25 protein-coding genes and 1 pseudogene are annotated in these 25,610 nt (G+C 72.0%); 6 read left to right on the top strand and 20 right to left on the bottom strand.

Annotated features, from left to right (window positions below):
- Positions 1 to 79: 79 nt before the first annotated feature.
- Entirely contained in the window at positions 80 to 778 is a 699-nt protein-coding gene (locus tag ACIBMZ_RS09990; RefSeq protein WP_396692205.1) for a carbonic anhydrase, read from the bottom strand.
- A gap of 197 nt (positions 779 to 975) precedes the next feature.
- Between ACIBMZ_RS09990 and ACIBMZ_RS09985 the strand changes: the two genes are divergently transcribed.
- The 4 genes from ACIBMZ_RS09985 to ACIBMZ_RS09970 all read left to right on the top strand — a co-directional run bounded on the left by ACIBMZ_RS09985 (position 976) and on the right by ACIBMZ_RS09970 (position 4,096).
- The gene (locus ACIBMZ_RS09985; protein WP_350696112.1) at positions 976 to 1,284 is read left to right on the top strand and encodes a helix-turn-helix domain-containing protein; all 309 of its coding nucleotides are present in this window, start codon (positions 976 to 978) and stop codon (positions 1,282 to 1,284) included.
- A gap of 98 nt (positions 1,285 to 1,382) precedes the next feature.
- Positions 1,383 to 1,808 carry a hypothetical protein gene (locus tag ACIBMZ_RS09980; protein ID WP_396692204.1) on the top strand — a complete coding sequence of 142 codons (426 nt, stop codon included), beginning with the start codon at positions 1,383 to 1,385 and terminating at the stop codon, positions 1,806 to 1,808.
- A 196-nt stretch (positions 1,809 to 2,004) separates the two neighbouring features.
- Positions 2,005 to 2,808, top strand: coding sequence for a hypothetical protein (locus ACIBMZ_RS09975; protein ID WP_396692203.1), 804 nt, complete (start codon positions 2,005 to 2,007; stop codon positions 2,806 to 2,808).
- 109 nt (positions 2,809 to 2,917) lie between these two features.
- Positions 2,918 to 4,096, top strand: a complete 1,179-nt coding sequence (locus ACIBMZ_RS09970) for an AI-2E family transporter (protein WP_396692202.1) — start codon at positions 2,918 to 2,920, stop codon at positions 4,094 to 4,096.
- A gap of 2 nt (positions 4,097 to 4,098) precedes the next feature.
- Here ACIBMZ_RS09970 and ACIBMZ_RS09965 read toward each other — a convergent pair whose 3' ends face one another.
- A complete protein-coding gene (locus tag ACIBMZ_RS09965) occupies positions 4,099 to 4,770 on the bottom strand; it encodes a dienelactone hydrolase family protein (RefSeq protein ID WP_396692201.1) in 672 nt (223 codons plus the stop codon).
- 135 nt (positions 4,771 to 4,905) lie between these two features.
- On the opposite strand from ACIBMZ_RS09965, the gene ACIBMZ_RS09960 reads away from it, so the two are divergent.
- The gene (locus ACIBMZ_RS09960; protein ID WP_396692200.1) at positions 4,906 to 5,082 is read left to right on the top strand and encodes a hypothetical protein; all 177 of its coding nucleotides are present in this window, start codon (positions 4,906 to 4,908) and stop codon (positions 5,080 to 5,082) included.
- Positions 5,083 to 5,215: 133 nt separating this feature from the next.
- Here ACIBMZ_RS09960 and ACIBMZ_RS09955 read toward each other — a convergent pair whose 3' ends face one another.
- From ACIBMZ_RS09955 to ACIBMZ_RS09905, 11 genes and pseudogenes are all read right to left on the bottom strand, one after another.
- Positions 5,216 to 7,591: a glycoside hydrolase family 65 protein gene (locus tag ACIBMZ_RS09955; protein WP_396692199.1), complete on the bottom strand. Its 2,376-nt coding sequence runs from the start codon at positions 7,589 to 7,591 to the stop codon at positions 5,216 to 5,218.
- Positions 7,588 to 8,337: a beta-phosphoglucomutase family hydrolase gene (locus ACIBMZ_RS09950; RefSeq protein ID WP_396692198.1), complete on the bottom strand. Its 750-nt coding sequence runs from the start codon at positions 8,335 to 8,337 to the stop codon at positions 7,588 to 7,590. Before ACIBMZ_RS09950 ends, ACIBMZ_RS09955 begins: the two co-directional genes overlap by 4 nt.
- A gap of 138 nt (positions 8,338 to 8,475) precedes the next feature.
- A complete protein-coding gene (locus ACIBMZ_RS09945) occupies positions 8,476 to 8,940 on the bottom strand; it encodes a DUF4442 domain-containing protein (RefSeq protein ID WP_396692197.1) in 465 nt (154 codons plus the stop codon).
- Between the two features lie 55 nt (positions 8,941 to 8,995).
- A complete protein-coding gene (locus ACIBMZ_RS09940) occupies positions 8,996 to 9,184 on the bottom strand; it encodes a DUF397 domain-containing protein (RefSeq protein WP_396692196.1) in 189 nt (62 codons plus the stop codon).
- Positions 9,175 to 9,639 (bottom strand): annotated as a pseudogene (locus ACIBMZ_RS09935) (DUF5753 domain-containing protein); the annotation flags it as partial. The gene ACIBMZ_RS09940 and the pseudogene ACIBMZ_RS09935, both read right to left, overlap by 10 nt.
- Before the next feature lie 163 nt (positions 9,640 to 9,802).
- A complete protein-coding gene (locus ACIBMZ_RS09930) occupies positions 9,803 to 11,110 on the bottom strand; it encodes an ABC transporter ATP-binding protein (protein ID WP_396692195.1) in 1,308 nt (435 codons plus the stop codon).
- Between the two features lie 145 nt (positions 11,111 to 11,255).
- Positions 11,256 to 13,445: a CDP-glycerol glycerophosphotransferase family protein gene (locus ACIBMZ_RS09925; protein WP_396692194.1), complete on the bottom strand. Its 2,190-nt coding sequence runs from the start codon at positions 13,443 to 13,445 to the stop codon at positions 11,256 to 11,258.
- A gap of 15 nt (positions 13,446 to 13,460) precedes the next feature.
- Complete coding sequence (locus ACIBMZ_RS09920) at positions 13,461 to 15,449, bottom strand: DUF5941 domain-containing protein (RefSeq protein WP_396692193.1); 1,989 nt, start codon at positions 15,447 to 15,449, stop codon at positions 13,461 to 13,463.
- Positions 15,446 to 16,192, bottom strand: coding sequence for an ABC transporter ATP-binding protein (locus ACIBMZ_RS09915; RefSeq protein WP_396692192.1), 747 nt, complete (start codon positions 16,190 to 16,192; stop codon positions 15,446 to 15,448). The genes ACIBMZ_RS09920 and ACIBMZ_RS09915 overlap by 4 nt, the downstream gene beginning before the upstream one ends.
- Entirely contained in the window at positions 16,192 to 17,019 is an 828-nt protein-coding gene (locus ACIBMZ_RS09910) for an ABC transporter permease (RefSeq protein WP_396692191.1), read from the bottom strand. The genes ACIBMZ_RS09915 and ACIBMZ_RS09910 overlap by 1 nt, the downstream gene beginning before the upstream one ends.
- Positions 17,020 to 17,076: 57 nt before the next feature.
- Complete coding sequence (locus tag ACIBMZ_RS09905; RefSeq protein WP_396692190.1) at positions 17,077 to 18,453, bottom strand: L-serine ammonia-lyase; 1,377 nt, start codon at positions 18,451 to 18,453, stop codon at positions 17,077 to 17,079.
- Between the two features lie 498 nt (positions 18,454 to 18,951).
- Here ACIBMZ_RS09905 and ACIBMZ_RS09900 point away from each other — a divergent pair, with 498 nt between their 5' ends.
- Positions 18,952 to 19,158, top strand: a complete 207-nt coding sequence (locus tag ACIBMZ_RS09900; protein ID WP_396692189.1) for a PspC domain-containing protein — start codon at positions 18,952 to 18,954, stop codon at positions 19,156 to 19,158.
- Positions 19,159 to 19,294: 136 nt separating this feature from the next.
- On the opposite strand, the gene ACIBMZ_RS09895 is transcribed toward ACIBMZ_RS09900, so the two are convergent.
- The 7 genes from ACIBMZ_RS09895 to pdxH all read right to left on the bottom strand — a co-directional run bounded on the left by ACIBMZ_RS09895 (position 19,295) and on the right by pdxH (position 25,379).
- The gene (locus ACIBMZ_RS09895) at positions 19,295 to 20,050 is read right to left on the bottom strand and encodes a DUF4230 domain-containing protein (protein ID WP_396692188.1); all 756 of its coding nucleotides are present in this window, start codon (positions 20,048 to 20,050) and stop codon (positions 19,295 to 19,297) included.
- Positions 20,051 to 20,165: 115 nt separating this feature from the next.
- The gene (locus ACIBMZ_RS09890) at positions 20,166 to 21,317 is read right to left on the bottom strand and encodes an acyl-CoA dehydrogenase family protein (protein ID WP_396692187.1); all 1,152 of its coding nucleotides are present in this window, start codon (positions 21,315 to 21,317) and stop codon (positions 20,166 to 20,168) included.
- A 38-nt stretch (positions 21,318 to 21,355) separates the two neighbouring features.
- A complete protein-coding gene (locus ACIBMZ_RS09885; RefSeq protein ID WP_131055140.1) occupies positions 21,356 to 21,661 on the bottom strand; it encodes a type II toxin-antitoxin system VapB family antitoxin in 306 nt (101 codons plus the stop codon).
- Between the two features lie 191 nt (positions 21,662 to 21,852).
- Positions 21,853 to 22,455: a nitroreductase family protein gene (locus ACIBMZ_RS09880; RefSeq protein WP_396692186.1), complete on the bottom strand. Its 603-nt coding sequence runs from the start codon at positions 22,453 to 22,455 to the stop codon at positions 21,853 to 21,855.
- 19 nt (positions 22,456 to 22,474) lie between these two features.
- Positions 22,475 to 23,404: an aldose 1-epimerase family protein gene (locus ACIBMZ_RS09875; protein ID WP_396692185.1), complete on the bottom strand. Its 930-nt coding sequence runs from the start codon at positions 23,402 to 23,404 to the stop codon at positions 22,475 to 22,477.
- 11 nt (positions 23,405 to 23,415) lie between these two features.
- Complete coding sequence (locus tag ACIBMZ_RS09870) at positions 23,416 to 24,756, bottom strand: MFS transporter (protein ID WP_396692184.1); 1,341 nt, start codon at positions 24,754 to 24,756, stop codon at positions 23,416 to 23,418.
- A complete protein-coding gene (gene pdxH / locus ACIBMZ_RS09865; protein ID WP_396692731.1) occupies positions 24,753 to 25,379 on the bottom strand; it encodes a pyridoxamine 5'-phosphate oxidase in 627 nt (208 codons plus the stop codon). Before pdxH ends, ACIBMZ_RS09870 begins: the two co-directional genes overlap by 4 nt.
- Positions 25,380 to 25,610 lie beyond the last annotated feature (231 nt).

The following is a 25,610-nucleotide window of genomic DNA, read 5'->3' as shown; positions in this document are numbered from 1 at the left end:
GTCCCGGTGACCCGCGAGGGCCGCTCCGCCGTCCGGCGGAGCGGCCCTCGTCGTACGTGTCGGTGCGTGGCCCGGCGGGTCAGCCCACGGGCGTGACCACACCCGCCATCTCGGCGGGCTCCGCCGCGACGGTCCGCACCTCACCGGCGGCCAGCCGGTACGACATGCCCACCACCGCGCACCCGCCCGCGGCCACCTCGGCGGCCAGCGCCTCGGACGACTCCAGCATCGCCTCGACGGTCTGCGCGATGTGGATGTCGACGATCGCGTCCAGGTCGTCGATCCCCGCCTGCTCGGCCCGGCGCAGGCTGGGCACCACCGCGTCCACCACGGCACGCAGGTGCCCCGACGGCGCGGTGCCGGTGGCCGCCGCAGCCCGGGCCGCCTGGACGGCACCGCACGAGTCGTGCCCGAGCACCACCACCAGCGGCGTACGCAGCACGCTCACCGCGTACTCGACGCTGCCCAGCACCTCGGGGCCGATGGTGTGTCCGGCGGTCCGGACCACGAAGAGATCACCCAGCCCACGGTCGAAGATGATCTCCGCAGCGAGCCGGGAGTCGGAGCAGCCCACGATCACCGCGAAGGGGTGCTGCTCGGCGGCGACCGCGGCCCGGTGGCTGGCGTTCTGGTTGGGGTGCCGCAGCGTGTCGGTGACGAACCGGCGGTTACCGGCGATCAACTCGGCGAGGGCCCGCTCCCGCGAGCCGGGAAGGTCTGCGGTCAGGTACTCGCGTTCGGGACCGGGCTGGGCCCCGATCGTTCCGGGTCGACTCATCCGGCGTCACCTCGTCTCTCGGTGGAATGCCTGGTCATCCCGGCCGGCGCTGGCCACGGACCGCCACCAACCGTCACACGCAGCGCAAGGCACGTCAAGCTATGCGTGATCTGCATTTCATGTATTCCAGAACGCTTGCCAATCGCAGCGTACGGGCGCGAGCGCAGCCCCGGAGCGTGACGGGGGCAGGCCATACGATGGCGGGCATGGCGACCTCAGACGAGCGAGAAAGCACCCGTAACTGGACTTTCTTGACAAACCACGCACACGTGCTGCTCGCCATCGCCCGCAACCCGACCGCCCGGCTGCGCGACGTCGCCAGCGAGGTGGGCGTCACCGAACGCGCCGCCCAGGCCATCGTCGCCGACCTGGAGGCGGGCGGCTATCTGCACCGCACCCGGGTGGGTCGCCGCAACGAGTACACCCTCAACCCGGCCGGCCGGTTCCGCCACCCGGCCGAGGCCGACCGCCAGGTCGGCGACCTGCTGGCCCTGTTCACCGACTGACCCGACCTGCCATCCACAGTGGACTACGTGGCGTGGTTCACCGACCGGATTCCGCTCGGGCCCATGCGTTCTGGGCACGGGGACGATAGGTTGGACTCGTGTCGTCCGTCGCGCTCGCCCGTCCCCTGTGGCCGGCGACGCTGCGCACGTTGCGGGAGCTGACCCGACTCGCGCTGGCCGCCCTCGTGCTGGCGGTCGGCCTCGGCACCGCCGCCGCCGACCTGCCGCTGCGCCCGGCCGGCGACCAGACGGCCCACGCCGTCGCCGGTCATCACGCCTGGTCCGTCACCGCCGACCTGCCGACCTGGCCGGGCACCGTCGCACCGGTCACCGAGCAGGTGCGGGCCTCCGGCACGCTGTCGACGTCACCGACGCAGCACACGGCCCCGACCGCGCCGCCGACCCGGCCCGCGCCCTCCGCCGGGGCCGGCTCGGCCGCCACCACCACGGTCCACCGGCTCGCCGCGCCACGCCCCGCCGTCGGCCACGGCGAGCCGACCCGGCGCGGCCCACCGGCCGCCTGACCGACGGCCCGCCTCAGGACGCCCCACCGGCCCACGCGACCGTCCGCCGACCCGGCCCGAACGCCGGACCCGGCCGACGCACCGGCGCCGACCGCCCCGGGCACTCGCGGACCCGCGCACCGTCCTGTCGCCGCCTCGGCGACCACAGACCTTCCCCCAGTCGACGACCCTCATCCGACCGCGAGAGGTGTTGATGATGCGAACCGCTCTCTCCCACGTCCTGCCCGACGTCCCCCTGGCCGCCGTGATCTGGCTGAGCCTGCTCGGCGTGGTGATCCTCGCCATCGCCGCCCTGCTGCTGCGCCCCCGCCACCTCCTGCGGTTCGACGCGGGCGCCCGGATCCGCGAGGCGGCGCTGCCGAGTCGCACCGAGCACACCGAGGAACAGCGGGACCAGGATCGCTGGGCGGAGGAGGTGGCCGTCGCCGCCGACCGGGCCGACGCGACGGCCCGTCGCCGCCGCGAGGAGTGGCTCACCGCGCAGGACGAGGCCGAACGAGCGTGGCAGACGTACGAGAAGGCGGAGGCGGACGTCCGCCGGCTCACCGCGGCGACCGGGATGCCGCTGCCGCAGACCCCGCGCACCCCCGCCGAGTACGCCGACCGGGAGCGCTGGCTGCACCGGGCGGCCATGGAGGCGTACTGGCGGCGGGAGCTGTCGGTGGAACAGCTCAGCGACGTCTTCGCCCACCGGGGCTGGGACCCGCGACTGCACCCGGTCGAGCAGGAGCTGGCGCTGCGCCGGGCGGTACGCGACCACCTCTTCGCGCGCCAGCAGGCGGCCCACGAGCAGGCGCAGGAGCGCTGGCGAGCCGCCGAGCTGGCCGCCGCAGCGGCACGCAGCCTGCGCGACGAGGCCCTCTCCGCACTGCTGCCGCAGGTCGATGAGCGCGAGTCGGTGCTGCCGTTGACCGCGCTCGGCGGCGTCGAGCAGACCCGCGAGATGCCCATCGTGGTCGGTGGGCGGGCGGCACCCGCGTACCGACCGGTTCTGCCGTGACAGGCAGATAGCGCGAACCTCCTCCGGCGCGTCGAGCGGGAACCTAGCGTGGACCGGTGTCGGACGGGCACCGTCCGGGTACCGACCTCGCCGGGAAGAGGAGGCCGACGTGGTCGCACGGGGTGACGGGCTCAGGCCCGAGGAGTCGACGCGGCGCAGTGCCGGGCCGAGACAGACCTGGGCGGCCCTGCCCTGGCTGGTGCGTACGGCGGTGGTCTGGAGCGCCTGCCTGGTGGTCATCGCCGCCGGCCTCTACCTGCTGGCCCGGATCACCATGCTCGTCACGCCGCTGGCCATCGCGCTGGCCGCCACCTTCTTCCTGGCCGCGCTGCTCGATCCGCTCCAACTCGCGTTGCGCCGCCTGCGACTGCCCGCCGCGCTGGCCGCCCTGCTCACCGTCCTGCTCCTGCTCGGCGTCCTGTTCGGCGTGGGCGTGCTGGTCTGGAACATGACCGCCGGCCAGTTCAGCGAGCTGGGCGACGAACTGCGGGAGGGCCTGGAACGCAGCCGCGACTTCGTCACCTCCACCCTGCCGGTCACCGACGAGCAGCTCGACGGCCTCGTCGACCAGCTCCGCCAGGCGCTCAGCCAGCAGGAGGTCGACCCGGTCGCCAGCGCGCAGACGGTGGCCGAGGTCTTCGGCTCCATCCTGCTCGCCCTGGTGCTGCTCTTCTTCCTGCTCAAGGACGGCCGGTCGATGTGGCACTGGACGCTGCGCCGGGCGGGTGGACCCAACCGGGAGATCGCCGCCGAGGCGGGCCGCGTCGGCTGGCGCACGCTCGGCTCGTACAGTCGGGGCACGATGCTGATCGCGGCGATCGACGCCATCGGTATCGGTCTGGCGCTGGTGCTGCTCGGGGTGCCGTTGGCCTTCCCGCTGGCCCTGATCACGTTCTTCGGCGGCTTCGTGCCGATCATCGGCGCCACCGTGGCCGGTGCGGTCGCGGTGCTGGTGGCGCTGGCCGCCAACGGCCCCACCACCGCACTGCTCACCCTGGCCGCGGTGATCGCCGTGCAACAGATCGAGGGCAACCTGCTCGAACCACTGATCATGAAGCGGCAGGTCCGGTTGCACCCGGTGGTGATCCTGCTCGCGGTCACCGCCGGCACGCTCATCGCCGGCATCGCCGGTGCCTTCGTCGCGGTCCCGATCGCCGCCGTCGTCTGGCGGGTCGTCGACAGCGTGCAACAGCAGCGCCAGACCGCTGCGGCGAAGCAACGGTGGTCGAGGATCATCCGGGGGCGCACGGCTCGGTCCCGGGCCCGCCGGACGGTCCGCAAGGTCTGACCTCAGCTTCGCGCGTAGACCCGAGGATTCAGGTGGTCGCGGAACCAGCCGGCCGCCGCGTCGGCCACCTGTTCCAGCGTCCCGGGTTCGGCGAAGAGGTGCGTCGCACCGGGCACCACCCGCAGCTCGGTCGGCGCGGTCATCCGGTCCCGGGCCTGCTCGTTGAGCGTGATCACCTGCTCGTCCCGGCCGCCGACGAGCAGCAGGGTGGCGGCGTGCACCTCGCCCAGGGCGGCTCCGGCCAGATCGGGCCGACCGCCTCGGGACACCACGGCACGGACCACGTCGGGCCGCCGCGTCGCCGCGATCAGGGCGGCGGCGGCACCCGTGCTGGCGCCGAAGAGGCCGATCGGCACCGCGCCGAAGGGCCGCTCGGCGACCAGCCAGTCCAGGGTCGCGGCCAGCCGGTCGGCCAACAGTCCTATGTCGAAGCGCAGCTCGGCGGTGACCGCGTCCACCTCGTCCTCGTCGGAGGTGAGCAGGTCGACCAGCACGGTGCCGAGCCCGTCCGAGGTGAGCCGGTGGGCCACCGAGACGTTGCGGGGACTGTGCCGGGAACTGCCGCTGCCGTGCGCGAACAACACCGCGCCGGTCGCCCCGGTCGGCACCAGCAGGTCGCCTGTCAGGTCCACCGCACCCGCCGGGATCGTCACCTCGCCACCGCGTACGTCCATCTCGCCTCCCGGCCCCTCGCATACCCCGGTCGGCGCACCGCACGCGCGTTTGTGGCTCGGGACGGCGGGTAGCCGACGGGAGACCGCAGACGGACCGACGCCTGTGGCGTCGGCGAGCAGATCGCGAGGACCGTCATGCCGCATCACCGTGAGCCCGTGCAGAAGGCCGCCGATCGCGAGCGGCGCGAACAGGACACCCGACGCGGACGGGACTGGGCGGACGAGGCGGCCCAGGCACGTGACGCCGACGATCCCCGGGCGAGGACGCCGCACGACGCCACCGGCCGCCCGTCCCAGGGCGAGCCGATCTGAGCGGCGTCGACCGACGGTCCGCCGGTCGAGCAGACCGGCGGACCGCTGATCGAGCAGGTCGACGGGTCGAGCAGGTCGACGGCCCCTGTCGAGCTGACCGCGTCGACGGATCGGCGGGCCGCCGCGACGCGACTCAGGTGGGCGGCTCCGGGAGCCGGAGCAGCGGTGCCCGACCCGGGGCCTGCTCAGGCGTCGGCAGGTCCTCGGCAGCCGGCGGGATCGGTACGGTGACCGCCTCGTCGCAGGTGACGCGGATCGACTTGCCGTAGTGGCGGACCTCCATCACCGCGTCGTGCGCGGCGTGGTGCAGCGAGTACGTCGTCTCGTGCGGATGCACGTCGACGCGGAGCCGCATGCCGCACCACTGGAGCGAGAACGACAACCGGCTCAACCCGCTGGACAGGCGTGGCGCGAACGACGGCACTCCGTCATGGTCCCGCAGGCCCCCGAAGCCGGCCACGAGTGCGATCCACGCCCCGGCGAGCGAGGCCATGTGCACCCCGTCGCGGGTGTTCTCGTTCAGGTCGTGCAGGTCCATCAGCGCGGCCTCACGCAGATAGCTGTGCGCCAGCTCGGGATAGCCGACGTCGGCCGCCAGCACCGCCTGGGTGCAGGCGGAGAGCGAGGAGTCCCGGACGGTACGCCGCTCGTAGTAGAGGAAGTTGCGCAACTTCTCCTCGGGCGTGAACGCGTCCCCGCGCCAGTGCATCGCCAGCACCAGGTCGGCCTGCTTGACCACCTGCTTGCGGTACAGGTCGAAGTACGGGTAGTGCAGCAGCAGCGGGTACTTGTCCGACGGGGTGTCGACGAAGTCCCACTCCTGGAGCCGGGTGAAGCCCTCCACCTGCTGGTGCACGTCGATCTCGTCGTCGTACGGGATGTGCATGGCCGACGCGGCGTCGCGCCAGGCGGCGGCCTCCTCGTCGGTGACGCCGAGATGGAACGCGTCGTCGCGGTAGCGCATCGCCACCTCGGCGGCGGTCTGTAGGTTCCGCTGGGCCATCAGGTTCGTGTAGATGTTGTCGTTCTTCACCGCGGTGTACTCGTCCGGGCCGGTCACCCCGTCGATGTGGAACTGGCCGTTGCGGTCGTGGTGCCCGAGCGAACGCCACAGCCGGGCGGTCTCCACCAGCAGGGTCAGCCCGATCTCCCGCTCCAGTTGCCGGTCGCCGCTGACCAGCACGTACCGCCGCAGCGCGTCGGCGATACCGGCGGCGACGTGGAACGCGGCGGTGCCCGCCGGCCAGTAGCCGGACGACTCCGACCCGCCGATGGTGCGCCAGGGGAAGGCCGCACCCTGGAGGTTGAGCGTCCGGGCCCGCTCGTGTGCCTGCTCCAGTGTGGAGAACCGCCAGTACAGCGCGTCCCGCACCGCTGCCGGATGGGTGTACGTGAGCACCGGCAGCACGAACATCTCGGTGTCCCAGAACGCGTGCCCGTCGTACCCGGGACCGGTGAGCCCCTTGGCGCTGATCGGCCGCCGTTCCGCGCGGGCACCGGCCTGGAGCACGTGGAACAGCCCGAACCGGACCGCCTGCTGCACCTCCGGATCGCCCTCGACCTCCACGTCGGCGGCGTCCCAGAACTCGTCCAGGTATTCCCGCTGCTCCCGGACCAGACCATCCCAGCCGTCCAGTCGCGCGGCGGCGAGCGCGGCACCGACCTGGTCCCGCAGGGCGGGCAACGACCGGCGGCTGGACCAGCCGTAGGTCAGGTACTTCACCACGCGGAGCGTCTGGCCCGGCTCCAGCACGCAACCGACGGTGGTCCGCACCCAGTCCTCGTACCCCTCGGACTCCACCGTGGTCCGTGCGGGCGAGTCGACCTCGTGCTCCATCGCGGCGGCGACCCGCAGGCCGGACACCTTGGTCCGGTGGATCAGCAGTCCACCGTCCTCGGTGGTCAACTCCTCCTCGGCCTCCAGCGGCGACTCCAGCACCGCGGCCACCCGGGGGTCGCGGCTCTGCGGCGGCAGCGTCTCGTTGGCCACCAGTTCCGACTGGACGATCAGCCGCAACGGCTTGCCGTCGGCCACTTCCACCTCGTAGCGGATGGCGGCGACCGAACGCTGCCGGAACGAGACCAGCCGGGTCGTGTTCACCCGCACCTCGCGTCCGGCGGGCGAGCGCCAGTGCAGCGAGCGGTGCAGCGTCCCGGCCCGCAGGTCGAGCACCCGCTCGTGGGCGAGCACCTCGCCGTACCGCACGTCGAGCGGCTCGTCGTCGACCAACAGCCGGATCAGCTTGCCGTTGGTGACGTTGACGATCGTCTGACCGGACTCCGGAAAACCGAAACCCGCCTCCGCGTACGGCAGCGGGCGCAACTCGTAGAACGAGTTCAGGTACGTGCCGGGCAACCCGTGCGGCTCACCCTCGTCCAGGTTGCCGCGTAGCCCGACGTGCCCGTTGGAGAGGGCGAACACCGACTCGGACTGGGCGAGCACGTCCATGTCGAGCCGGGTCTCCCGCACGTGCCACGGCTCGACCGGGTACGCGCGCTCCCGGATCATTCGTGCCGTCCGGCGAGCAGGTCGGCGAGGTCGGCGACCACCACGTCTGCGCCGTGCTTCCGCAACTCGTCGGCCTGACCGGCCCGGTCCACCCCCACCACGTACCCGAACCCGCCGGCCCTCCCGGCGGCGACACCGGCCAGCGCGTCCTCGAACACCACCGCGTGCGCGGGTTCGACGCCGAGCAGCTTCGCCCCGGCGAGGAAGGTGTCCGGCGCAGGCTTGCCGCGCAGCCCTTCGGCCCGTGCGGTCAGCCCGTCCACCCGGGCTTCCAGCAACGGCTCCAGCCCGGCGACGGCCAGTACGTCCCGGCCGTTGGCGCTGGCGGTGACCACCGCCCGACGCAGCCCCGCGTCCCGCACCGCCCTGAGGTACGCCACCGAGCCGGGGTAGACGTCCACTCCGGCGGTGCGCATCCGTTCCAGCACCAGCGTGTTCTTGCGGTTTCCCAGGCCGTACACGGTCTGCGCGCCCGGCGGGTCCTCCGGCGTACCCTCCGGCAGCGTGATGCCCCGTGAGGCGAGGAAGGTGCGGACGCCGTCCAGGCGGGGCCGCCCGTCGACGTAGCGGTGGTAGTCCGGACCGGGATCGAACGGCCGGAAGGGCTCACCGGTGGTGGCCGCGTGCCGCCGCAGGAAGTCGTCGAAGGTCTCGGTCCAGGCGGCGTTGTGCAGCCGGGCGGTCTGCGTCAGCACACCGTCCAGGTCGAAGAGACAAGCGGTCACATGATCAGGCAGGCCGAGCACCGTACCAATCTATCCACGGTCACCAGCCCGCAAACGCACTTCGACCGACCTGGGCGCGGCGCGCAGTCGCTTCGACATCACGCCGGAGGGCGACGGCGGGCGGCTGCGCTTTTCCCACGTGGGCCGGCACGGGCCTCGTCAGTTCGGGCGCAGCGTCCAGATGACGGTCATCTCCGAGGTCGGCCTGCCGTCGGCGGTGGCGATCTCCACGCGTACCGGGAACTCCGGCCGCTCACCGGCCTCCAGCTCCGCGATCACCTCGGCCGGCGGGCGACCGAGCCGCGCCGTCGCCAGCACCGGGCCCAGTGCGAGCTTGCGGTACGCGATCTCGGCGCGCACCGCCAGCGGCGTGGCCCGGTCGAGCAGGTGCCCGAACGCGGCCATCACCACCGCGCCGGAGGCGGTCTCGCCGAGCGTGAACACGGCCCCGGCGTGCGGACCGCCGACGTGGTTGTGGGTGGCCGGCGAGTCGGGCAAGCGCACCACGGCCCGGACCGAGCCTTGCGCCTCCGGTGCCACCTCGACGAATTCGAAGCCGAGCGTACGGGCGAAGGGCACCGCCTGGAGCATGGCAGCCGCCACCTGACGCGAGTCGATGGTCATGCCCGCACGCTACCGGCAGGTAACTTGACCGGCAAGGCCGCGCGACGGGGCGGGGTCAGCGGCTCTTGATGGACTGCACGAAGGCTCGCCAGGTCTCGGGCGTGAAGGTGAGCACCGGCCCCTGCCGGTCCTTGCTGTCGCGCACGCCGACGACCTGCGCCAGGTTGTCGGCCACCTCCACGCAGTCGCCCTGGTTGCCACTGCTGCGGGTGCTCTTGCGCCAGATCGCACCGGTCAGGTCCATGCTTCCGCCGCCTCCGAGATCATCTTTAGGGTGGCCCCGTGGGGCAACGCCTCGGCCCGAACAGCCTCCCAGTTCTGCCGAAGCGAGTTTACGTCCACAGTGCGTTCCACGGTGGTGCCGCGCATCTGGTTGTCGAGGTAGGCGATGTCGTCGCCCTCCGGCGGGGTGGCGATCACGAAGGCACCGTTCAGCCCCGGATACGCGCCCACCCCCTTCGGCACGATGTGCAGGTGCACCTTGATCCGACGCCCCACCTCCATCAGGTGCAGCAACTGCTCCCGCATCACCTTCGGCCCGCCGACCGGGCGCTCCAGCACCGTGTGGTCGAGCACCGCCACCAGCAGCGGCGGATTGGGCCGGGCGAGCACCTTCTGCCGGGCGAGCCGGGCGGCCAGCGGTGCCTCGACCTGGTCGCCGACGAGCTGACTCGCGCCCTCGTAGAGCGCGCGGGCGTACCCCTCGGTCTGACGGCATCAGGCTCTCCTTGAGGATCGCCTCCCGATCATCCGCGAGCCGCTCCTGGAGGCGCGCGTTAGCAGGGGACCCGTGCTATACCGCAGGCGCTAATAAGGTGCCCTTCCTTGCATCAGCGCCAGACGGCGCGGCGGGTTCCTCGCATCAGCGCCAGCCGACGTCGATGCGGTCGCCCCGGTCGTCGAAGAAGTGCAGGGCGTCCATCCGGACCTTGACGCTGAGCCGATGACCGGCGGAGACCGCCGGGTACGGCGCCAGTCGGACGGCCAGCTCGGCCGGGCGGCGGTGGTGACGGCCCGGATCGTTCAGGACGCTGGTGTTGGTGCCGCCGGTCGGCGCGTGCCCGCCCTGCTCGACGGCGACCCGACCGGTGAACCGCTGCATCATCTGGCCGAACCGGCGCAGGCCACGCTGACCGAGCGGGGCGTCACCGTCGATCGGACCGCCGACCTCGTCGACCACGATCGCGGAGGCCCCGATGTCGAGGAAGGCCAGGGACTCGTGACCGTGGTGTTCGAGATAGCGGATCCGGCCCTGGAGGACGTCTCCGGAGGTGTCCGGAGCGACCGGGGTGAGCGCCTCCGCGCGCATGCCGACCACGATCCGCTCACCGTGGTAGTGCGCCACGGCCCGACTGCGGATGTCGTTCCAGGGCAGATAGAGCGCCTGCTCGCCGAGGGTCAGGGTGACGTACCGGTCGAGGTGGACGTAGACCGACGCCTCCAGCAGGTTCATCCGGGGGCTGCCGAGGAACGCGGCGACGTAGAGGGTGGCCGGGCGGCCGTACACCTTGGTGGGGGTGCCGACGTCCTGGAGGACGCCCTTGCGCATGATGGCGACCCGGTCCGCCATGGTCAGCGCCTCGGCCTGGTCGTGGGTGACGTAGACGGTGGTGACGCCCAGTTCCCGGGTCAGGCCGGAGATCTCGGCGCGCAGTTCCGCGCGCAGCCCACTGTCCAGGTTGGACAGCGGTTCGTCCATCAGGAACAGACCGGGGCGACGGACGATCGCCCGACCCATCGCGACGCGCTGTCGCTGCCCGCCGGAGAGCTGGCCGGGACGTCGGGCCAGCACGTCGCCGATGCCGAGGGCGCTGGCCACGTCGCCGACCCGCTCGCCACGCGGGGTCGCTTCGACGCCGGCCAGCTTGAGCGGGAAGGCGATGTTGTCGTTGACGCTCATGTGCGGATAGAGGGCGAAGTCCTGGAAGACCATCGCGATCCGCCGTTCCCGGGGCGGTAGGTCGTTCGCCAGCTCGCCGTCGAGCAGCACCGCACCCGAGGACGGTTCCTCCAGCCCGGCGATCATCCGCAACACCGTGGACTTCCCACAGCCGGACGGCCCGAGCAGCACCATGAACTCGCCGTCGTTGACGTCGAGATTGATGGTGTCGACAGCGACGGTGCCGTCCCGGAAGACCTTTGTCACATCCTTGAGCGCGACGGTTGTCACCGTCTCCTCCCCCAGCTCGTCGGCGAACCCGAAATGACTGTGGCCAGGATCATGCGGCGAGCACATCGGGTAAACGTGCGATGTTCGAATCGTGACAGACCTATTACGGTCCATCGAATGACGGCGATTGCCCGGAAAGAGGGACTCAGGCGGCCGTCTCGCCCAGGAAGACCCGCCGCGCCACCCGCTCGGCCGCGTGCCCGTCCTCCAGCGCGCAGAAGCGTTCCCGGAACGCCGCCCGCGCCAGGTCGGCCTCCGGCGTCTCCAGCGCGCCGGACCGGAACACGTCGAGCAGTTCGGGGAAGGTACGCGCCACCGCGCCGGGCGCCTCGGCGGTGACGTCGAGGTAGACCCCCCGGGTCAGCCGGTACGCGTCCCAGTCCGGCGCGTAGACGACGATCGGCCGGTCCAGGACGGCGTAGTCGAACATCGCGGACGAGTAGTCGGTGACCAGCACGTCCGCTGCGAGATAGAGGTCCTCGACCCGGGGGTGGTCGCTGACGTCGAGGACCCGGGTCCGGCTGCTCGGGCCCGACGTCCGGCGCTCCCGGTCGTGGAAGTAGTGACTGCGCATCAGCAGCAGGCCGGACGGGCCGAGCGCATCGAGGAACCGCTCCGGATCGAACGGTGGGCGGTAGCCGGGCAGGTGTTCCCGGTGCGTCGGGGCGTACAGGACCACCCGCTCGCCGAGGCCGACGCCCAACTCCGCGCGCAGCCGCAGGACCTCCTCGGCGCTCGCGGTCACCAACCGGTCGTTGCGGGGATAACCCACCTCCAGGGTCGTGTACGCGGCCGGATAGGCCCGCTCCCACATCTGCGTGGAGAAGCTGTTCGCGCTGACCGAGAAGTCCCACCGGTCCACCCGACGCAGCAGCCCGGCGAAGTCCATGCCGGTCGCGCCCAGCGGATACCGCTGCTGGTCCAGCCCCATCACCTTGACCGGGGTGCCGTGGTGGGTCTGCACGTGCACAGTGCCCGGGCGCTTGCGGACCGAGTCCGGGAAGTTGACGTTGTTGATCAGCCACCGGGCACGGGCCAGCACCCGGTGGTACGCGGGCGTACCGGCGACCACGTACTCGACCCCGTCGGGCAGCGTGTGCACCCGGTCCCGCCGGACGATCCAGACGCCCCGTACGTGCGGCGCCAACCGCCGCGCCGCCTCGTACACGGCGGCCGGGTTGCAGGCGTACCCGCGATACCAGTACGCCGCGTACACGGCCAGGTTCTCGTCCACCGGGCGGCGGCGCTCGACCCACTGGTACTCGCGCAGCACGACGTCACGGGCCAGGCGTACGCCCCGACGGGCCGGTGGGCCCACCCGTCGTCGGGCCCGGCGGGCGATCCGGCGGGCCGCCTCCCCCGCGTGGCCGGTCGCCCGTAGTGCGCTGAACGTCCGCCACCGACCGGCCGCGACCAGCCGGTGCTTGAGCCCTTCGATCCCGTCCGGGATCCGATGGCCGCCGGGCGGACGGAAGCGGGCGTGGTCGATGGTGATCCGGGCGAAGAAGGTCGGCCGCAGGTCCGCCGGGATCCGCTCGTCGGTGCCGAGCACGGTCAGGTAGTGCCACATCATCCGGGCGAAGACCGCCGGTCGGAGTTCCTCGGCGCCGAGCCGGTCCAGGTCCCGGAACACGCGTCGCCACTGGCGGAACACCTCGAAGTGCCGCTCACCCTGGGTCTTCGTGATCGCCCCGGCCCGCCGCTGCCGGTAGTTGACGCAGACCACGTCGAGCACGCCGATCCGGTCCGCAGCCAGCAGCGCCGGATAGCTGAACGACACGTCCTCGTACCAGCCGGGGGCGAAACGCAGCCCGGCGTCGACGAGGAACCGCCGACGCAGCAGCCGGTTCCAGGCGGTGTGCAGCAGTTCCAGCGTCTCCGGTCGCTCGGCCAGCCGGAACGTCTCCGACCCCGGTGGCTCCGGGAAGACCTCCGCCATCGCGCTGGCGCTGACCCGGTCGTCCCAGTACGTGCGGACGTGGTCGACCAGCAGCACGTCGGGGCGGGTCTCGCGCAGGCGGGCGGCCACCTCGACCAGGCAACCGGGCGCGAGCCAGTCGTCACCGTCGACGAACCAGACGTACTCTCCGACGGCCAGGTCCAGCCCGACGTTGCGGGCCGGGCCGAGCCCGACGTTCTGGTCCAGCCGGACCGCCCGGACCCGGTCGTCGCGGGCGGCGTACTCGTCGAGGATCTCCCCGACCGCGTCCGGCGAGCAGTCGTCGATCCCGATCACCTCGATGTCGGCGATCGGCTGACCGAGGATCGAGTCCAGGCACTCCCGCAGGTAGCCCTGCACCCGGAAGGCCGGGACGACGAAGCTGATCAGCGTCATCGTCCCGGCCTCCCGTCAGAGCGTCGCGCCTTGTCGCGTACCCGCCGGTGCCCGGGTGGGACGGCTCGGCCGGACGAACCAGGCCAGCACCACACTTGCCACGAACAGCACCAGAAGGTAGATACCGAGTGTAGCCAGACCAATACTCACGATTCCGGCGATCGCCGTCAGCGCCAGCAGTACCGACCGCCCCTCCCAGCCCAGCGTGGCCGAGTGCAGCGGCGGCGCGGGTTGCCGCTTCTCCAGCCGGGCGACCAGGTCGTAGTGGTGCAGGGTGAGCACGAAGACGTACCCGAAGATCAGCCACGCGGGCGCGCCGCCGATCACCCCGACCGCGACGGCGAAGAGGAACTCGGCGGCCCGCAGCGCGGCCGGCACCAGCCAGTCCAGCGGCCCGTTGTGCGCCGCCCCGGTCCCCGCCGCAGCGGCCAGCAGCACCAGCAGCACCACCGGCACCGCCGCCCAGCGGAGCCAGGCAGCCGGATCGCCGCCGTCACCCACGCCGCCCAGCAGCGTCACCAACACCAACCCTGCCGCGGCCAGCGCCGCGACCACCGCGAGGACCAGCGGCCCCGGCCGCCGCAGCACCGGCAGTCGGGTGGCCAGCGGACCGTCGTCGCGGTGCAGGGTCGCGTCGACCGTGTCCAGCACCGGCACCCACATCCAGCGGGCCCGCAGGGTACGCAGCGCGCCGGTGTACCCGAACGCCAACACCCCCCAGGTCAGCACCGCGAACAGGGCGATCCGCTGGTCGAACAGCGCGGCGGCCAGCGCGATCAGCGCCCACCGTTCCCCGATCGGGAAGACCACCGTGCGCTTGAGCCAGTACGACAGCGACCCCGAGTCGGCCTGCACCCGGTTCGAGGCGGCGTTCAGCCGGTCACCGATGCCACCGCCGCCGCTGCCCGCCGCCTTCGGTCGACGGGCCGCCTCGTCGTGCAACACGCCGTACCAGGCGTCGGTCATGTGCCGCACCGTCTGGAGGGTCATCGCGGCGATGGCCAACGCCCATCCGTACCGGAACCCGGCCGCCGTGGCACCCCACCCGAGACCCGCGTAGACCAGGTACTCCTTGGCCCGGTCGGCCATCGTGTCCAGCCAGCCGCCCCAGGCGCTGAAGTTGCGCGTGTAGCGGGCGAGCTGACCGTCCACACAGTCGAGCACGAAGCCGAGATAGAGCAGGACCGCACCGCCGACCAGCGCCGGTCGGCCACCGGCGGCGAACAACGCGGCGGCGGCGACCGCGAAGGCCACCGAGATCATGGTGACCGCCGTCGGGCTCAGCCCCAACCGGGCGCAGACCTTGGTGACCTGCGGCGACCAGGTGCTGACGAAGTACGTGGTGAAGAAGTCGTCCTTCTCCTTCACCGAGAGCCGCAACTCGGCCCGGTCCTCGTCGACGGCGGCCACCGCCGCCTCGGCGGCGGCCAGCCCGCTCGCGTCGTCGACCCGGTGCGCCACCAGCAGGCGTACCCGGTGGGCGAAGACCAGCGTCCCCTGCCCGGCGAGGCCCGCCAAGACCCGGTCCACCGCCGGGCCCGGGGCCTGCGCGTCGGTGCCGGCCGCGCGGGCGGCGGCCACGAGCGCCGGTACGTCGTCCCGACCGACCCGCACCGCACCTCCGAAGACGCCGGTGGCCTCACCGTCGAGCCGCTCGACCGGACCGGCGTCGACCACCTGTCCGCGCTCCTCGCGCACCACGGTCCGGCCACCGCCGGGCGGGTCGGTGAGCACCAACGCCACGGTCGGACCGACCGGGCTGGTCACCAGATGCCGCAGCACGGCGGTGTGCGCCACCAGGTCCGCACCGCTGAGCACCACCGGGCCGCCCGCCGTCGCGGCCAGGTCCGCGACCTCGTCCAGGGTCGCGGCGAACCGCACGTCGGCCACCCCGGCCCGCCGCCACTGCTCGGCCAGCCGGTCCGCCGTGGAGCCGCCCGGCACCGCACCCGTGGGCAGGCTCGCGGCCGGCGACCCGGCGGCGAGCACGATCGCGAGCGTCACCGGGGAACCGCGTCGTGGTACGCGGCCAGCGCCTCGGCGATGGTGCCGTCGACGCTCAACCGGCCGCCGTCGAGGAAGAGTCCTCGACGGCAGAACCGGGTCAGGTCCTTTTCGTTGTGTGAGACCAGCACCAGAGTGCGCCCCTCCCCGAGCAGACGATCGATGGTCGTGTAGCACTTCTTGCGGAACTCGGCGTCACCCACCGCCGTCACCTCGTCCATCAGCAGGATGGGGTGCGGCAGGTGAGAGATGATCGCGAACCCGAGCCGGACCTTCATCCCGGACGAGTAGTGCCGTACCGAGGTGTCGATGGCCCGTTCCACCTGCTCACCGGCGAACGAGACGATGTCGTCGAAGTGCCGCTTCAGGTATCCCGACGACAACCCGTGCAACCCGCCCACCAGGTACAGGTTCTCCCGCCCGGTCAGGTCGTTGGAGAAGCCGGCGGAGAGTTCCAGCAGCGGCGCGACGTCGCCCCGGACCCGGATCCGCCCCTCGTCCGGGATCAGCACCCCGGCGATCAGACGCAACAGGGTGCTCTTGCCGGTGCCGTTACGGCCGATCACGCCGAGCGTCTCGCCCGGCGCGACCGAGAAGGAGACGTCCCGCAGCGGCCAGAACCGGCCGTCGGAGGCGCCGCGCGTACCCCGGTGGATGAACAGCTCACGCAGCCGCAACTGCCGACGGCGGTTGCGGACGAACCGGATGCCGATCCCCTCCGCCTCGATGATCGCGTCGGTCATCAGAGTTCCTTGAGCACGGCGGGTTCGAGCCGACGGAACGTCCACCAGCCGACCACCAGGACCAGCAGGCTGATGCCGACGGTGGTGGCGAGCATCCGGGCGTCCGGGAACTCGTCCGGATACCAGACCGCGTGGTGGAGCTGGAAGATCCCGACCAGCGGGTTGAGTTCGTAGCCCAGCTTGAGCCACCCGGGCAGGCCGGAGTCCCGGACCAGGCTCAGTGGATAGATGATCGGCGTGGCGTAGAACAACACCCGGATGACCAGACGCATGAACCGCTCCACGTCGCGCATCAGCACGTTCGCCGCCGACAGCAGCAGCGCCAACCCGACCAGCAGAGTGGCCTGCACCAGCACCGCCAGCGGCAGGGCGAGCAGCGACCAACCCGGGTCGATCCGGCCGTCGGCGGCGTACCAGATCGCGATGGCCGCCAGGATCGGCAGGCCGGCGGCGTACTCGGCGAAGCGCCCGGTGACCCGGCCGATCGGGAAGACCTGCCGGGGTACGTTCATCGTGGTGATCAACCGGGACTGGCCGGTCAGCGCGTTGGTCGCCTCGCTCAACGCCGAACTGGTCCACATCCAGGCGAAGATCCCGGTGATCAGGAACAGCGGGTACGACCCGGCGGCCTCGCCGAGGTGCCGGTTGGTGTCCCGGGAGTACAGGACGCCGAAGACGAACCAGTAGATCGCCCCCATGCCCAGCGGCTCGATCAACGACCAGAGGTACCCCAGCACGGACTGCTGGTACTTGACCGCGAGATCACGTCGGACCAGGATGCGCAGCGAATTGCGGTGCGACCACAACGCCCCCACGCCAGAGGTCACCGCCGTCTCCCGCCTGCTGAACGGACGACAGGTTAGCAGCCGGTGAACGTCCTCCGCTCAGCACTCGATCACGTTGACCGCGAGGCCGCCGCGCGCCGTCTCCTTGTACTTGACCTTCATGTCGGCACCGGTCTCGCGCATGGTCTTGATGACCTTGTCGAGCGACACGGCGTGCACCCCGTCGCCGCGCAACGCGAGCCGGGCGGCGGTGATCGCCTTGATGCTAGCCACCGCATTGCGCTCGATGCACGGTATCTGCACCAGGCCCCCGACCGGGTCACAGGTCAACCCGAGGTTGTGCTCCATGCCGATCTCCGCGGCGTTCTCCACCTGGGCCGGCGTGCCGCCCAGCGCCTCGGCCAGCCCAGCGGCGGCCATCGAGCACGCCGAGCCGACCTCGCCCTGGCAGCCCACCTCGGCCCCGGAGATCGACGCGTTCTCCTTGAACAGCACCCCGATCGCCCCGGCCGCCAGCAGGAACCGCAGCACCCCCTCGTCGGTGGCCCCCGGCACGAACCGCGTGTAGTAGTGCAACACCGCCGGGATGATCCCCGCCGCGCCGTTGGTCGGCGCGGTCACCACCCGGCCACCGGCCGCGTTCTCCTCGTTGACCGCCAGGGCGAACAGCGTCACCCAGTCCATCACGTGTAGCGGATCCCCGTCCGGGACCACCGTGTCGGCCTCCAGGCTGCGGCGCAGCTCGGCCGCGCGGCGGCGCACCTGCAATCCGCCCGGCAGCGTGCCGTCCCGGGAACAGCCGCGCTCCACGCACTCGCGCATCACCCGCCAGATGTCCAGCAGCCCGGCCCGTACGTCCGCCTCGGACCGCCAGGACACCTCGTTGGCGAGCATCACCCCGCTGATCGACAGGCCCGTCGTGGCGGTCACGTCGAGCAGTTGCGCGCCGGTCAGGAAGGGATACCGCACCGGCGTGACGTCGGGCTTGATCCGATCCGCCCCGGCCGCCGCCTCGTCCACCACGAACCCGCCGCCGACCGAGTAGTAGGTCCGCGTCCGGATCTCGGCACCACCGTCGTCGAAGGCCGCGAAGACCATGCCGTTCGGGTGGTACGGCAACGACCGCCGCCGGTGCAACGTGAGATCCCGGTCCGGCTCGAAGTCGATCTCGTGCGTGTCGAGCAGCGCCAGCCGACCCTGTTCCCGGATCCGGGCCACCCGCGCGTCCACACCGTCGGTGTCGACCGACTCCGGTGCCGCGCCGGCCAGCCCGAGCAGCACCGCCCGATCACTGCCGTGCCCGTGCCCCGTGGCACCGAGCGATCCGAACAGCTCCGCGCGCACCCGGACCACGTCCGTGAGCAACCCGTCGGCCTTGAGCCCCGCGACGAACGTACGCGCCGCCCGCATCGGTCCCACCGTGTGCGAGCTGGACGGCCCGATGCCCACGCTGAAGAGGTCGAACACACTGATCATGACTGCACTTCCTCGCCCTGCCCCGGGATCACCGGTCAGCGGCCCGCCGAAAGAGGTCGGCCGCCCCCGATCCGGACGCGGCCTGCCGTACGCCCCGGTGAGGACACCCAGCCCACCGACCCTACCCCGCACCCCCGCCCACCCCCGCCCACCCACCTCCGGCCGCCTCCACCCGCCTCCGGCCGCGCGATCATGGACTTGTGGTCGAGGTTTCGGCCGAGTATGAACCTTTTGCGCCTACCACGACTCCATGATCGGCGGGTCCTCACCACGGCGGCGGCTCCCACCACGGTCCATGATCGGCGAGCCCCAGCCACGACTCCTCGATCGACGCGTGGGGTCGGGGTTGCTCGGGGATGGGTGTCTCGGTGAGGACACGGGTAAGTACCTACGGGTACGCGCGGTGCGGTTCGTTCTCGCGGGCGAGGGCGCAGGGGCCATCCGCTCCTAGCGTTGACGACATGGAGCGGCGGATCGCCGCAGAGGGGAAGTACCACCATGAGTCGCAAACTGGTCCGGCCCCGACAGGGGCGCATGTTCGCCGGAGTCTGCGCCGGCCTGGCCCAGCGCTTCGGCACCTCGGCCGGGCTCATCCGGCTGCTGTTCCTGCTGTCGCTGCTGCTGCCCGGCACTCAGGTCGTCATCTACCTGGCACTCTGGATCATCATGCCCAACGAGGACCGCTACCTCGTCGCGGGCCGCTGACCGGTCCGTCCTCCGCACGCGAGGCCACCCCGGTCACCGGAGAGGCGACGCGAATCTCGGCCCCCGCCGGGGTGCACGACCGACCGCCCCGCCAGCAGGTCGAACGACAGCCGGCGGGGCGGGGCAGGTGCGGGTGTCAGGGAGCGGTGTACGTGATGGTGACCTGCTCGAAGCCGAGCGACCCGAGCAGGCCGGTCAGCATCTTGCGGGTGTTCTCCTCGGCGCGGGCGATCAGGCCGCTGTCCCGGGCGGCGGCGGTGATCCGGTCCTCGGCGAGCCGGTAGACCTGCTGCTGCCGGTTCGGGTCGCCGCCGATCAGGTCGCCCACCCGGTTGAGCAGCCCTCGCTCCTCCGCGAAGACGTAACTCTTGTCGAGGTCGAGGTTGGTCTCGGCGAGCTGCGGTGCGGGCAGCTTGACCTCGACGGACTTGCCGTCGCCGGACTGCACGACCGCGCCTTCGCCGAGGGCACCGAAGTCCACGTACGCCTCGACGCTGCCGGACCCGACGAACAGCGTGCGCTGGTTGAGCAGCCAGTCCGGCACGTTGCGCCGGTCGTTCTCCAGGTCGACCACGACCTGGAAGTTGCCCTCGGCGGCCACGTAGCGGCTGAGGTCCTGCATCGACTCCAGCAGCGCGGGCTGGGTGCGGTCGGTCTGCTCCTTGCTGAACGGGTTGCGGAACTCCGGCAGGATGCCGGTGGTCTGCACGCCGAGCAGCACCACCACCCCCATCGCCGCAGCGCCGAGCACCCAGAGCAGGGCCCTCGCCGCACCACCACCGCCGCCACCCGGTGGCACCGGCGGGGCGTCCGGCCGGTCCGTGCTCTCCTCGCCGGCCTGGTAGTCGGCAAACGTGCTGGTGGGCTCGTTGATGTCGCTGTCGCGTGCCATCGCCCTCACCGTCCTCGTCAGACGCATTGTCTGTTGATGACGGTAAGCCCCCGGTACGACAGCCGCTCGCCGAGTCGCCCGAACGTGCATCTCCGCAGGTCAGAGGCGTGAAAAATCAGGTGAACGCGGAGACGCCGGTGAGCCGCTGCCCGATCACCAACTGATGGATCTCGGAGGTGCCCTCGTACGTCAGGACGCTCTCCAGGTTGTTGGCGTGCCGCATCACGGGGTAGTCGCCGGAGACGCCGTTGGCGCCGAGGATCGTGCGGCACTGCCGGGCGATCGTCAGCGCCTCGCGGACGTTGTTGAGCTTGCCGACGCTGACCTGCTCGGGGCGCAACCGGCCCGCGTCGGCGAGTCGGCCGAGGTGCAGCGCCAGCAGGTAGCCCTTGTGCCACTCGACCGCCATGTCGGCGAGCTTGGCCTGGGTGAGCTGGAAGCCGGCCAGCGGGCGACCGAACTGGGTGCGGGTCGTCGCGTACGTCAGGGCGGTCTCCAGGCAGTCCCGGGCCGCGCCCAGCGCACCCCAGACGATGCCGTGCCGGGCCTCGGTCAGACAGCTCAGCGGCGCCTTGAGCCCGACCGCCTCGGGCAGCCGGGCGTCCGCCGGCAGCCGGACGTCGTCGAGCGCGACCTCCCCGGTCACCGAGGCGCGCAGGGACATCTTCCGGCCGATCTCGCGCGCCGTCACCCCCGGCGTGTCCATGGGTACGGCGAAACCGCGCACGCCGTCGTCGGTGCGCGCCCAGATCACCGCGACGTCGGCGATCGGAGCATTGGTGATCCACATCTTGGTGCCGTGGAGGATCCAGTCGTCGCCGTCGCGGCGAGCCCGGGTGGCCATCGACCCCGGATCCGAGCCGTGGTCCGGCTCGGTCAGCCCGAAACAGCCGATCGCCTCGCCGGTCGCCATCGCCGGCAGCCAGCGCTGCTTCTGCTCCTCGCTGCCGTAGCGCCAGATGGCGTACATGGCCAGCGAACCCTGCACCGAGACCAGGGACCGGACGCCGGAGTCGCCGGCCTCCAACTCCAGGCAGGCCAACCCGTACGCGACGGCCGTCGAGCCGGCGCAGCCGTACCCGGTCAGGTGCATGCCGAGCAGACCGAGGGCGCCGAACTCACGGGCCAGTTCCCGGGCGGGCACCTCACCGGCCTCGTACCAGCCGGCGACGTGCGGGCGTACCCGCTCGTCGACCACCCGGCGCACGACGGCGCGGATCTGCCGCTCCTCCTCGTTCAGCGACGAATCCAGGTCGAGCAGGTCCACGCGCACCCCCTAACGACGGTTCAGTAGGAGGTGTCGGGTCACTCGATCGCTTCGGCGAGCACGAACACCCGGGCGTGGATCTGGTTGCGCTGTTGCAGGGCGGCGCGCAGCGCGCGGTGCAGGCCGTCCTCCAGGTAGAGGCCGCCGTTCCACTGCACCACGTGCGGGAACAGGTCACCGTAGAAGGTGGAGTCCTCGGCGAGCAGCTTGTCCAACGCCAGCTCCCGCTTGGTGGTGATGAGCTGATCCAGCCGCAGCGGCCGGGGCGGGATCTCCGCCCACTGCTTGAGGGTCAGATTGTGTTGCGGGTAGGGACACCCGTCCCGGACCGCTCTGAAGATCACGACGGCACGCTCCTCCCCCTGGTCGGGCCGAACCACGACGCCGAGCCGGGCCGGGTCGCGGCGGGACGCCGCGACCCGCGGCGCCCGTGACCGTGCCAGCGTAGCCGCAGCACGCACCCCACGTTCTGCTCCTTGTTGCCAGTTTCGCCACCGGTCGTCCGGTTCTGCACCGGACGAACCTCTGGTTTCGGTCAGCTCCACCGGCCCCGGCGGACGACCTCGTCGACCGGACGACGCCCTCGACGCAGTGACGGTGACCGGTGGTCGGGGGCACGGTAACCGATCGTGAGCGCCCCGATCGGGTGGTACGCCTCAGGCACGCCGAACGCCTCCCGGTAGGACGCCAACCGCTGCGGCGGGATGCCGAAGAAGCACGAACCGAGCCCCTCGTCCACGGCGGTCAGCATCATCAGCAACGCGGCGAACCCGGTGTCGACGTACCAGTACGGCACCGGCCACCGGTCCGTCGACCGGTCCGCCCAGCCCTTGTCCGACTCGGCGTACCGTTCGAGGTAGACGGAGCGGTTCGCGTGCGGCACCACGATCAGCGGAGCCCGCCGCATCCCGGTCAGCCAGCGTCCCGTACCGCCGTCCTCCGGGGTGCTGGCCGCCCAGAACCGTTCCCGGTCCGCCGACTCCTCCAGCACCAGGAAACCCCAGCCCTGCGAGAAGCCGGCCGACGGCGCGCGGACCGCGTGGTCCAGCAGCCGGTCCACGACCTCCGGCGGGACCGGACGGTCCGGATCGTAGTTGCGCACCATGCGCCGTCGCCGGACGACCTCTGCGAACTCCACGACGTACCTCCTCGCCGGCTCAGTTGCCCGGCCGGATGCCCCAGTCGCCACGCCAGGTATCACCCGGCGCCAGCGTGATCAGATCCCGGCCGGAACGGAAGGCGTCCGGCGGGCAGGTCATCGGCTCCACCGCCACCGACCGGCGGAAACGCTCCCCGGTCAGGGTGTCACCGGTGTAGACCTGCCACCAACCGAACTGGGCGTCGGCCCAGATCTCGATGCCGTGCGACCGGTCGGGTGCGCTCAGCGTCACCGCCGAACCGCCGTCGGCGTTGCGGATCACCTGCCCGAAGGCCAGGTCCAGCACCGCGTCGCCGATCCGGCGCGGCTCGGTGTAGTCGTACTCGGTGCCGGCGACCTTGGCCACGCCCACCGGCAGCAGCCGCCCGTCCAGCAGCAGCCGGGTCTCCCCCGGCACCCGCATCACCACGTCGTCCACCGCCACCCCGGGCAGTCGCAGGTACGGGTGCACGGAGAAGCCGAACGGCACCGACTCCCCGCCGACGTTGGTCACCTCGTGCGCGGCCCGCAGCCCGTCGGCCCCCACGCTCCACCGGGTACGCAGCCGCAGCGGCCACGGGTAGCCCGGCTGCGCCGGCATGTCGAGCCCGACGACGACCTCGTCCGGCCGCTGCTCGACCAACTCCCAGCGGGCCCAGTTGACCAGGCCGTGGATCGCGTTGTGCCGCTCCGGCTCGGTGAGGTGGAGCTGGTACGACTGCCCGTCGAAGGGGTACACGCCGTCGCGGATCCGGTTCGGCCAGGGAGCCAACACCTGACCGGCCGAGCCGGGGCACAACTCGTCGGCGGCGTACCCGTCGAGGTGCTCCACCCCGTCCTGCCGGTAGGTGCGGACCCCGCCGCCCACCTCGACGATGACCGCCTCGTGACCGTCGGCGGAAATGGTCCACTGTGCCCCGGACAGGGGACGCGGCTCGCTGCTGCTCATGTCGCCAGACCCTAGCCCCCGGAACCGCTGTCCGCTCGCCGTGCCGGGTGATCTTCGGAAGCCCCCTCGGCGGTCGGCGTGACCGGGGGTCGATAGCGGGCCAACGCCGGGAACGCCACCGCCAGGACGACCGCCAGCCCGGCCGCCACGAGACCGCCGCCGACCCAGGCCACGCCGCTGCCGAAGCCGGTCGCCATGGCACCCGCCCGCAGGTCGCCCAGGCGCGGCCCACCGGCCACCACTACGGTGTTGACGCCCTGGAGCCGACCGCGCATCCGGTCCGGCGCATAGATCAGCAGGATCGACTGCCGCACCACCGAGCTGATCAGGTCGGCCGCCCCGGCCAGCACCAGCAGGGCGATGACCAGCCAGAGCTGCCGGGACAGTCCGGCCAGCGCCACCGCCAGGCCCCAGCCCACGACGGCGAGCACCAGCACCAGCCCCTGCCGGCGTACCCGGCCGATCCAGCCGGAGACCAGCCCGGCGAGCAACGAGCCGATCGCGATCGAGCTGTACAGCCAGCCCACCGCCGCGCCCCCGCCGAACCGCTCGGCGGCGACCTCGGGGAAGAGCGCCCGGGGGAAGGCGAACACCATCGCGATCAGGTCGATGGCGAAGGAGAGCAGCAGCACCGGGCTGGCGGCCAGATACCGGAACCCGTCGACGACACTGCGCAGCCCGGCCTGCCGGGGCGTACCGTCCGGGTCCGGCTCGGGCGGCATCGCGGGCAGCCGCAGCGCCGCCCAGACCAGGGCGACCAGCAGCACCGCGTCCACCGCGTACGCGATCGGCAGCGCCACGTCGAGGTGCCAGGTGGCCAGGATCAGGCCGGCGGCCAACGGCCCGAGCACCGAGGTGGCCATCGCGGTGGTGAAGTTCAGCGTGGTCGCGGCGGGCACCAACTCGGCCGGGACCAGCCGGGCCACCAGCGCGCTGCGCGCCGGCCCACTGATCGCATACGCGACCGAACTGAGCGCCACCAGCCCGAGCAGCAGCAGCGGGCTGCCCACCCCCAGCAGCGCCTGCGCCAGCAGGCCCACCACCGAGACCCAGAGCAGCACCGAACCGGCGGTCAGCACCAGCCGACGGTCGATGGCGTCGGCCACCGCCCCGCCCCAGAGCCCGAACACGAGCAGCGGCACGAAGGCGGCGATGCCCAGCAGCCCGACCCAGAGCGAGTCCTGGGTGAGGGCGTACATCTCCACCGGTACGGCGACCGCGGTGAACTGGAAGCCGAACATGGCGATGCCGTTGCCGAGCCAGAGCCGCCGGTACGCGGTCACCCGCAGCGGACGCAGGTCGATGGCCCAGCGCCGCCGTTCGCGGGGCCGGTCCGTTTCGGTCGAGGTCACGGTGCCAGCCGCTCCACGATCCAGTCGTCGGCGTCGCGGCGGAACCGCAGCCGGTCATGCAGCCGGCTGGCCCGGCCCTGCCAGAACTCCACCGAATCGGGCCGGACCCGCAGCCCACCCCAGGACGGCGGGGCCGGGATCGGATCCACGTCGGCGAACCGTTCCGCCGCCGCCCGGTACGCCTCGTCCAGCGCCGCCCGGTCCGGCAGGACCGACGACTGGGCGCTGGCCCAGGCACCCAGTCGGGAGCCGCGCGGCCGACTGGCGAAGTACGCCTCGGTCTCCGCCCGGTCGACCCGTTCCAGCCGACCGGCGACGATCACCTGCCGCTGCATCGGGAACCACGGGAAGACCAGGCTCGCGTACGGGTTCACCTCCGCCTCGACGCCCTTGCGCGACCGGTAGTTGGTGAAGAAGACGAAGCCCTCCGGGTCGTACCCCTTGAGCAGCACGGTCCGCGCGCTCGGCCGCCCCTGCGCGTCGGCGGTGCCGACCACCATGGCGTTGGGTTCGGGCAGCCCGGCGGCGACCGCGTCGGCGAACCACCTGTCGAACTGCGTGTGCCACCGGGCCGCCAGGTCGGCCTCGACCAGGCCGGTGTCGGCGGCGTACTCGTGACGCATTCCCGCCGGTGGCGGTGTGTCGCCCGTCACGTTTCCTCCCTCTGGATCGGGCTGCCGGCCCCCGCGACCAGCCCGTCGGGCCCAGTCTTACCGAGGGCCGCGCGGCGGTTGCCGCCGGGGATGTCGTCAGCAGCACATCCGTAGCGGGTCGCATACCCGATCACCAGCAGGCAAGATGTCACGAACACACATCCGGAGAGGGTCGCCTAGGGCGCTCACCCGGCCGGGGCC

It is taken from the genome of Micromonospora sp. NPDC049900 (assembly GCF_044461025.1).
Taxonomy (GTDB): domain Bacteria; phylum Actinomycetota; class Actinomycetes; order Mycobacteriales; family Micromonosporaceae; genus Micromonospora.
Note: the sequence above shows the minus strand (reverse complement) of the source record. Positions and strands in the feature narration are given on the sequence as shown.

What these genes read in the sequence shown, in the direction of transcription:
- ACIBMZ_RS09945 (WP_396692197.1), bottom strand. Translation starts at nt 8,940, where the DNA reads ATGACCATCGACTCGCGTCAGGTGGCGGCTGCCATGCTCCAGGCGGTG.
- ACIBMZ_RS09965 (WP_396692201.1), bottom strand. Translation starts at nt 4,770, where the DNA reads ATGGACGTACGCGGTGGCGAGGTGACGATCCCGGCGGGTGCGGTGGAC.
- ACIBMZ_RS09975 (WP_396692203.1), top strand. Translation starts at nt 2,005, where the DNA reads ATGCGAACCGCTCTCTCCCACGTCCTGCCCGACGTCCCCCTGGCCGCC.
- ACIBMZ_RS09955 (WP_396692199.1), bottom strand. Translation starts at nt 7,591, where the DNA reads ATGATCCGGGAGCGCGCGTACCCGGTCGAGCCGTGGCACGTGCGGGAG.
- ACIBMZ_RS09985 (WP_350696112.1), top strand. Translation starts at nt 976, where the DNA reads ATGGCGGGCATGGCGACCTCAGACGAGCGAGAAAGCACCCGTAACTGG.
- ACIBMZ_RS09875 (WP_396692185.1), bottom strand. Translation starts at nt 23,404, where the DNA reads ATGAGCAGCAGCGAGCCGCGTCCCCTGTCCGGGGCACAGTGGACCATT.
- ACIBMZ_RS09905 (WP_396692190.1), bottom strand. Translation starts at nt 18,453, where the DNA reads ATGATCAGTGTGTTCGACCTCTTCAGCGTGGGCATCGGGCCGTCCAGC.
- ACIBMZ_RS09900 (WP_396692189.1), top strand. Translation starts at nt 18,952, where the DNA reads ATGAGTCGCAAACTGGTCCGGCCCCGACAGGGGCGCATGTTCGCCGGA.
- ACIBMZ_RS09925 (WP_396692194.1), bottom strand. Translation starts at nt 13,445, where the DNA reads ATGACGCTGATCAGCTTCGTCGTCCCGGCCTTCCGGGTGCAGGGCTAC.
- pdxH (WP_396692731.1), bottom strand. Translation starts at nt 25,379, where the DNA reads ATGCGTCACGAGTACGCCGCCGACACCGGCCTGGTCGAGGCCGACCTG.
- ACIBMZ_RS09940 (WP_396692196.1), bottom strand. Translation starts at nt 9,184, where the DNA reads ATGGACCTGACCGGTGCGATCTGGCGCAAGAGCACCCGCAGCAGTGGC.
- ACIBMZ_RS09915 (WP_396692192.1), bottom strand. Translation starts at nt 16,192, where the DNA reads ATGACCGACGCGATCATCGAGGCGGAGGGGATCGGCATCCGGTTCGTC.
- ACIBMZ_RS09895 (WP_396692188.1), bottom strand. Translation starts at nt 20,050, where the DNA reads ATGGCACGCGACAGCGACATCAACGAGCCCACCAGCACGTTTGCCGAC.
- ACIBMZ_RS09960 (WP_396692200.1), top strand. Translation starts at nt 4,906, where the DNA reads ATGCCGCATCACCGTGAGCCCGTGCAGAAGGCCGCCGATCGCGAGCGG.
- ACIBMZ_RS09990 (WP_396692205.1), bottom strand. Translation starts at nt 778, where the DNA reads ATGAGTCGACCCGGAACGATCGGGGCCCAGCCCGGTCCCGAACGCGAG.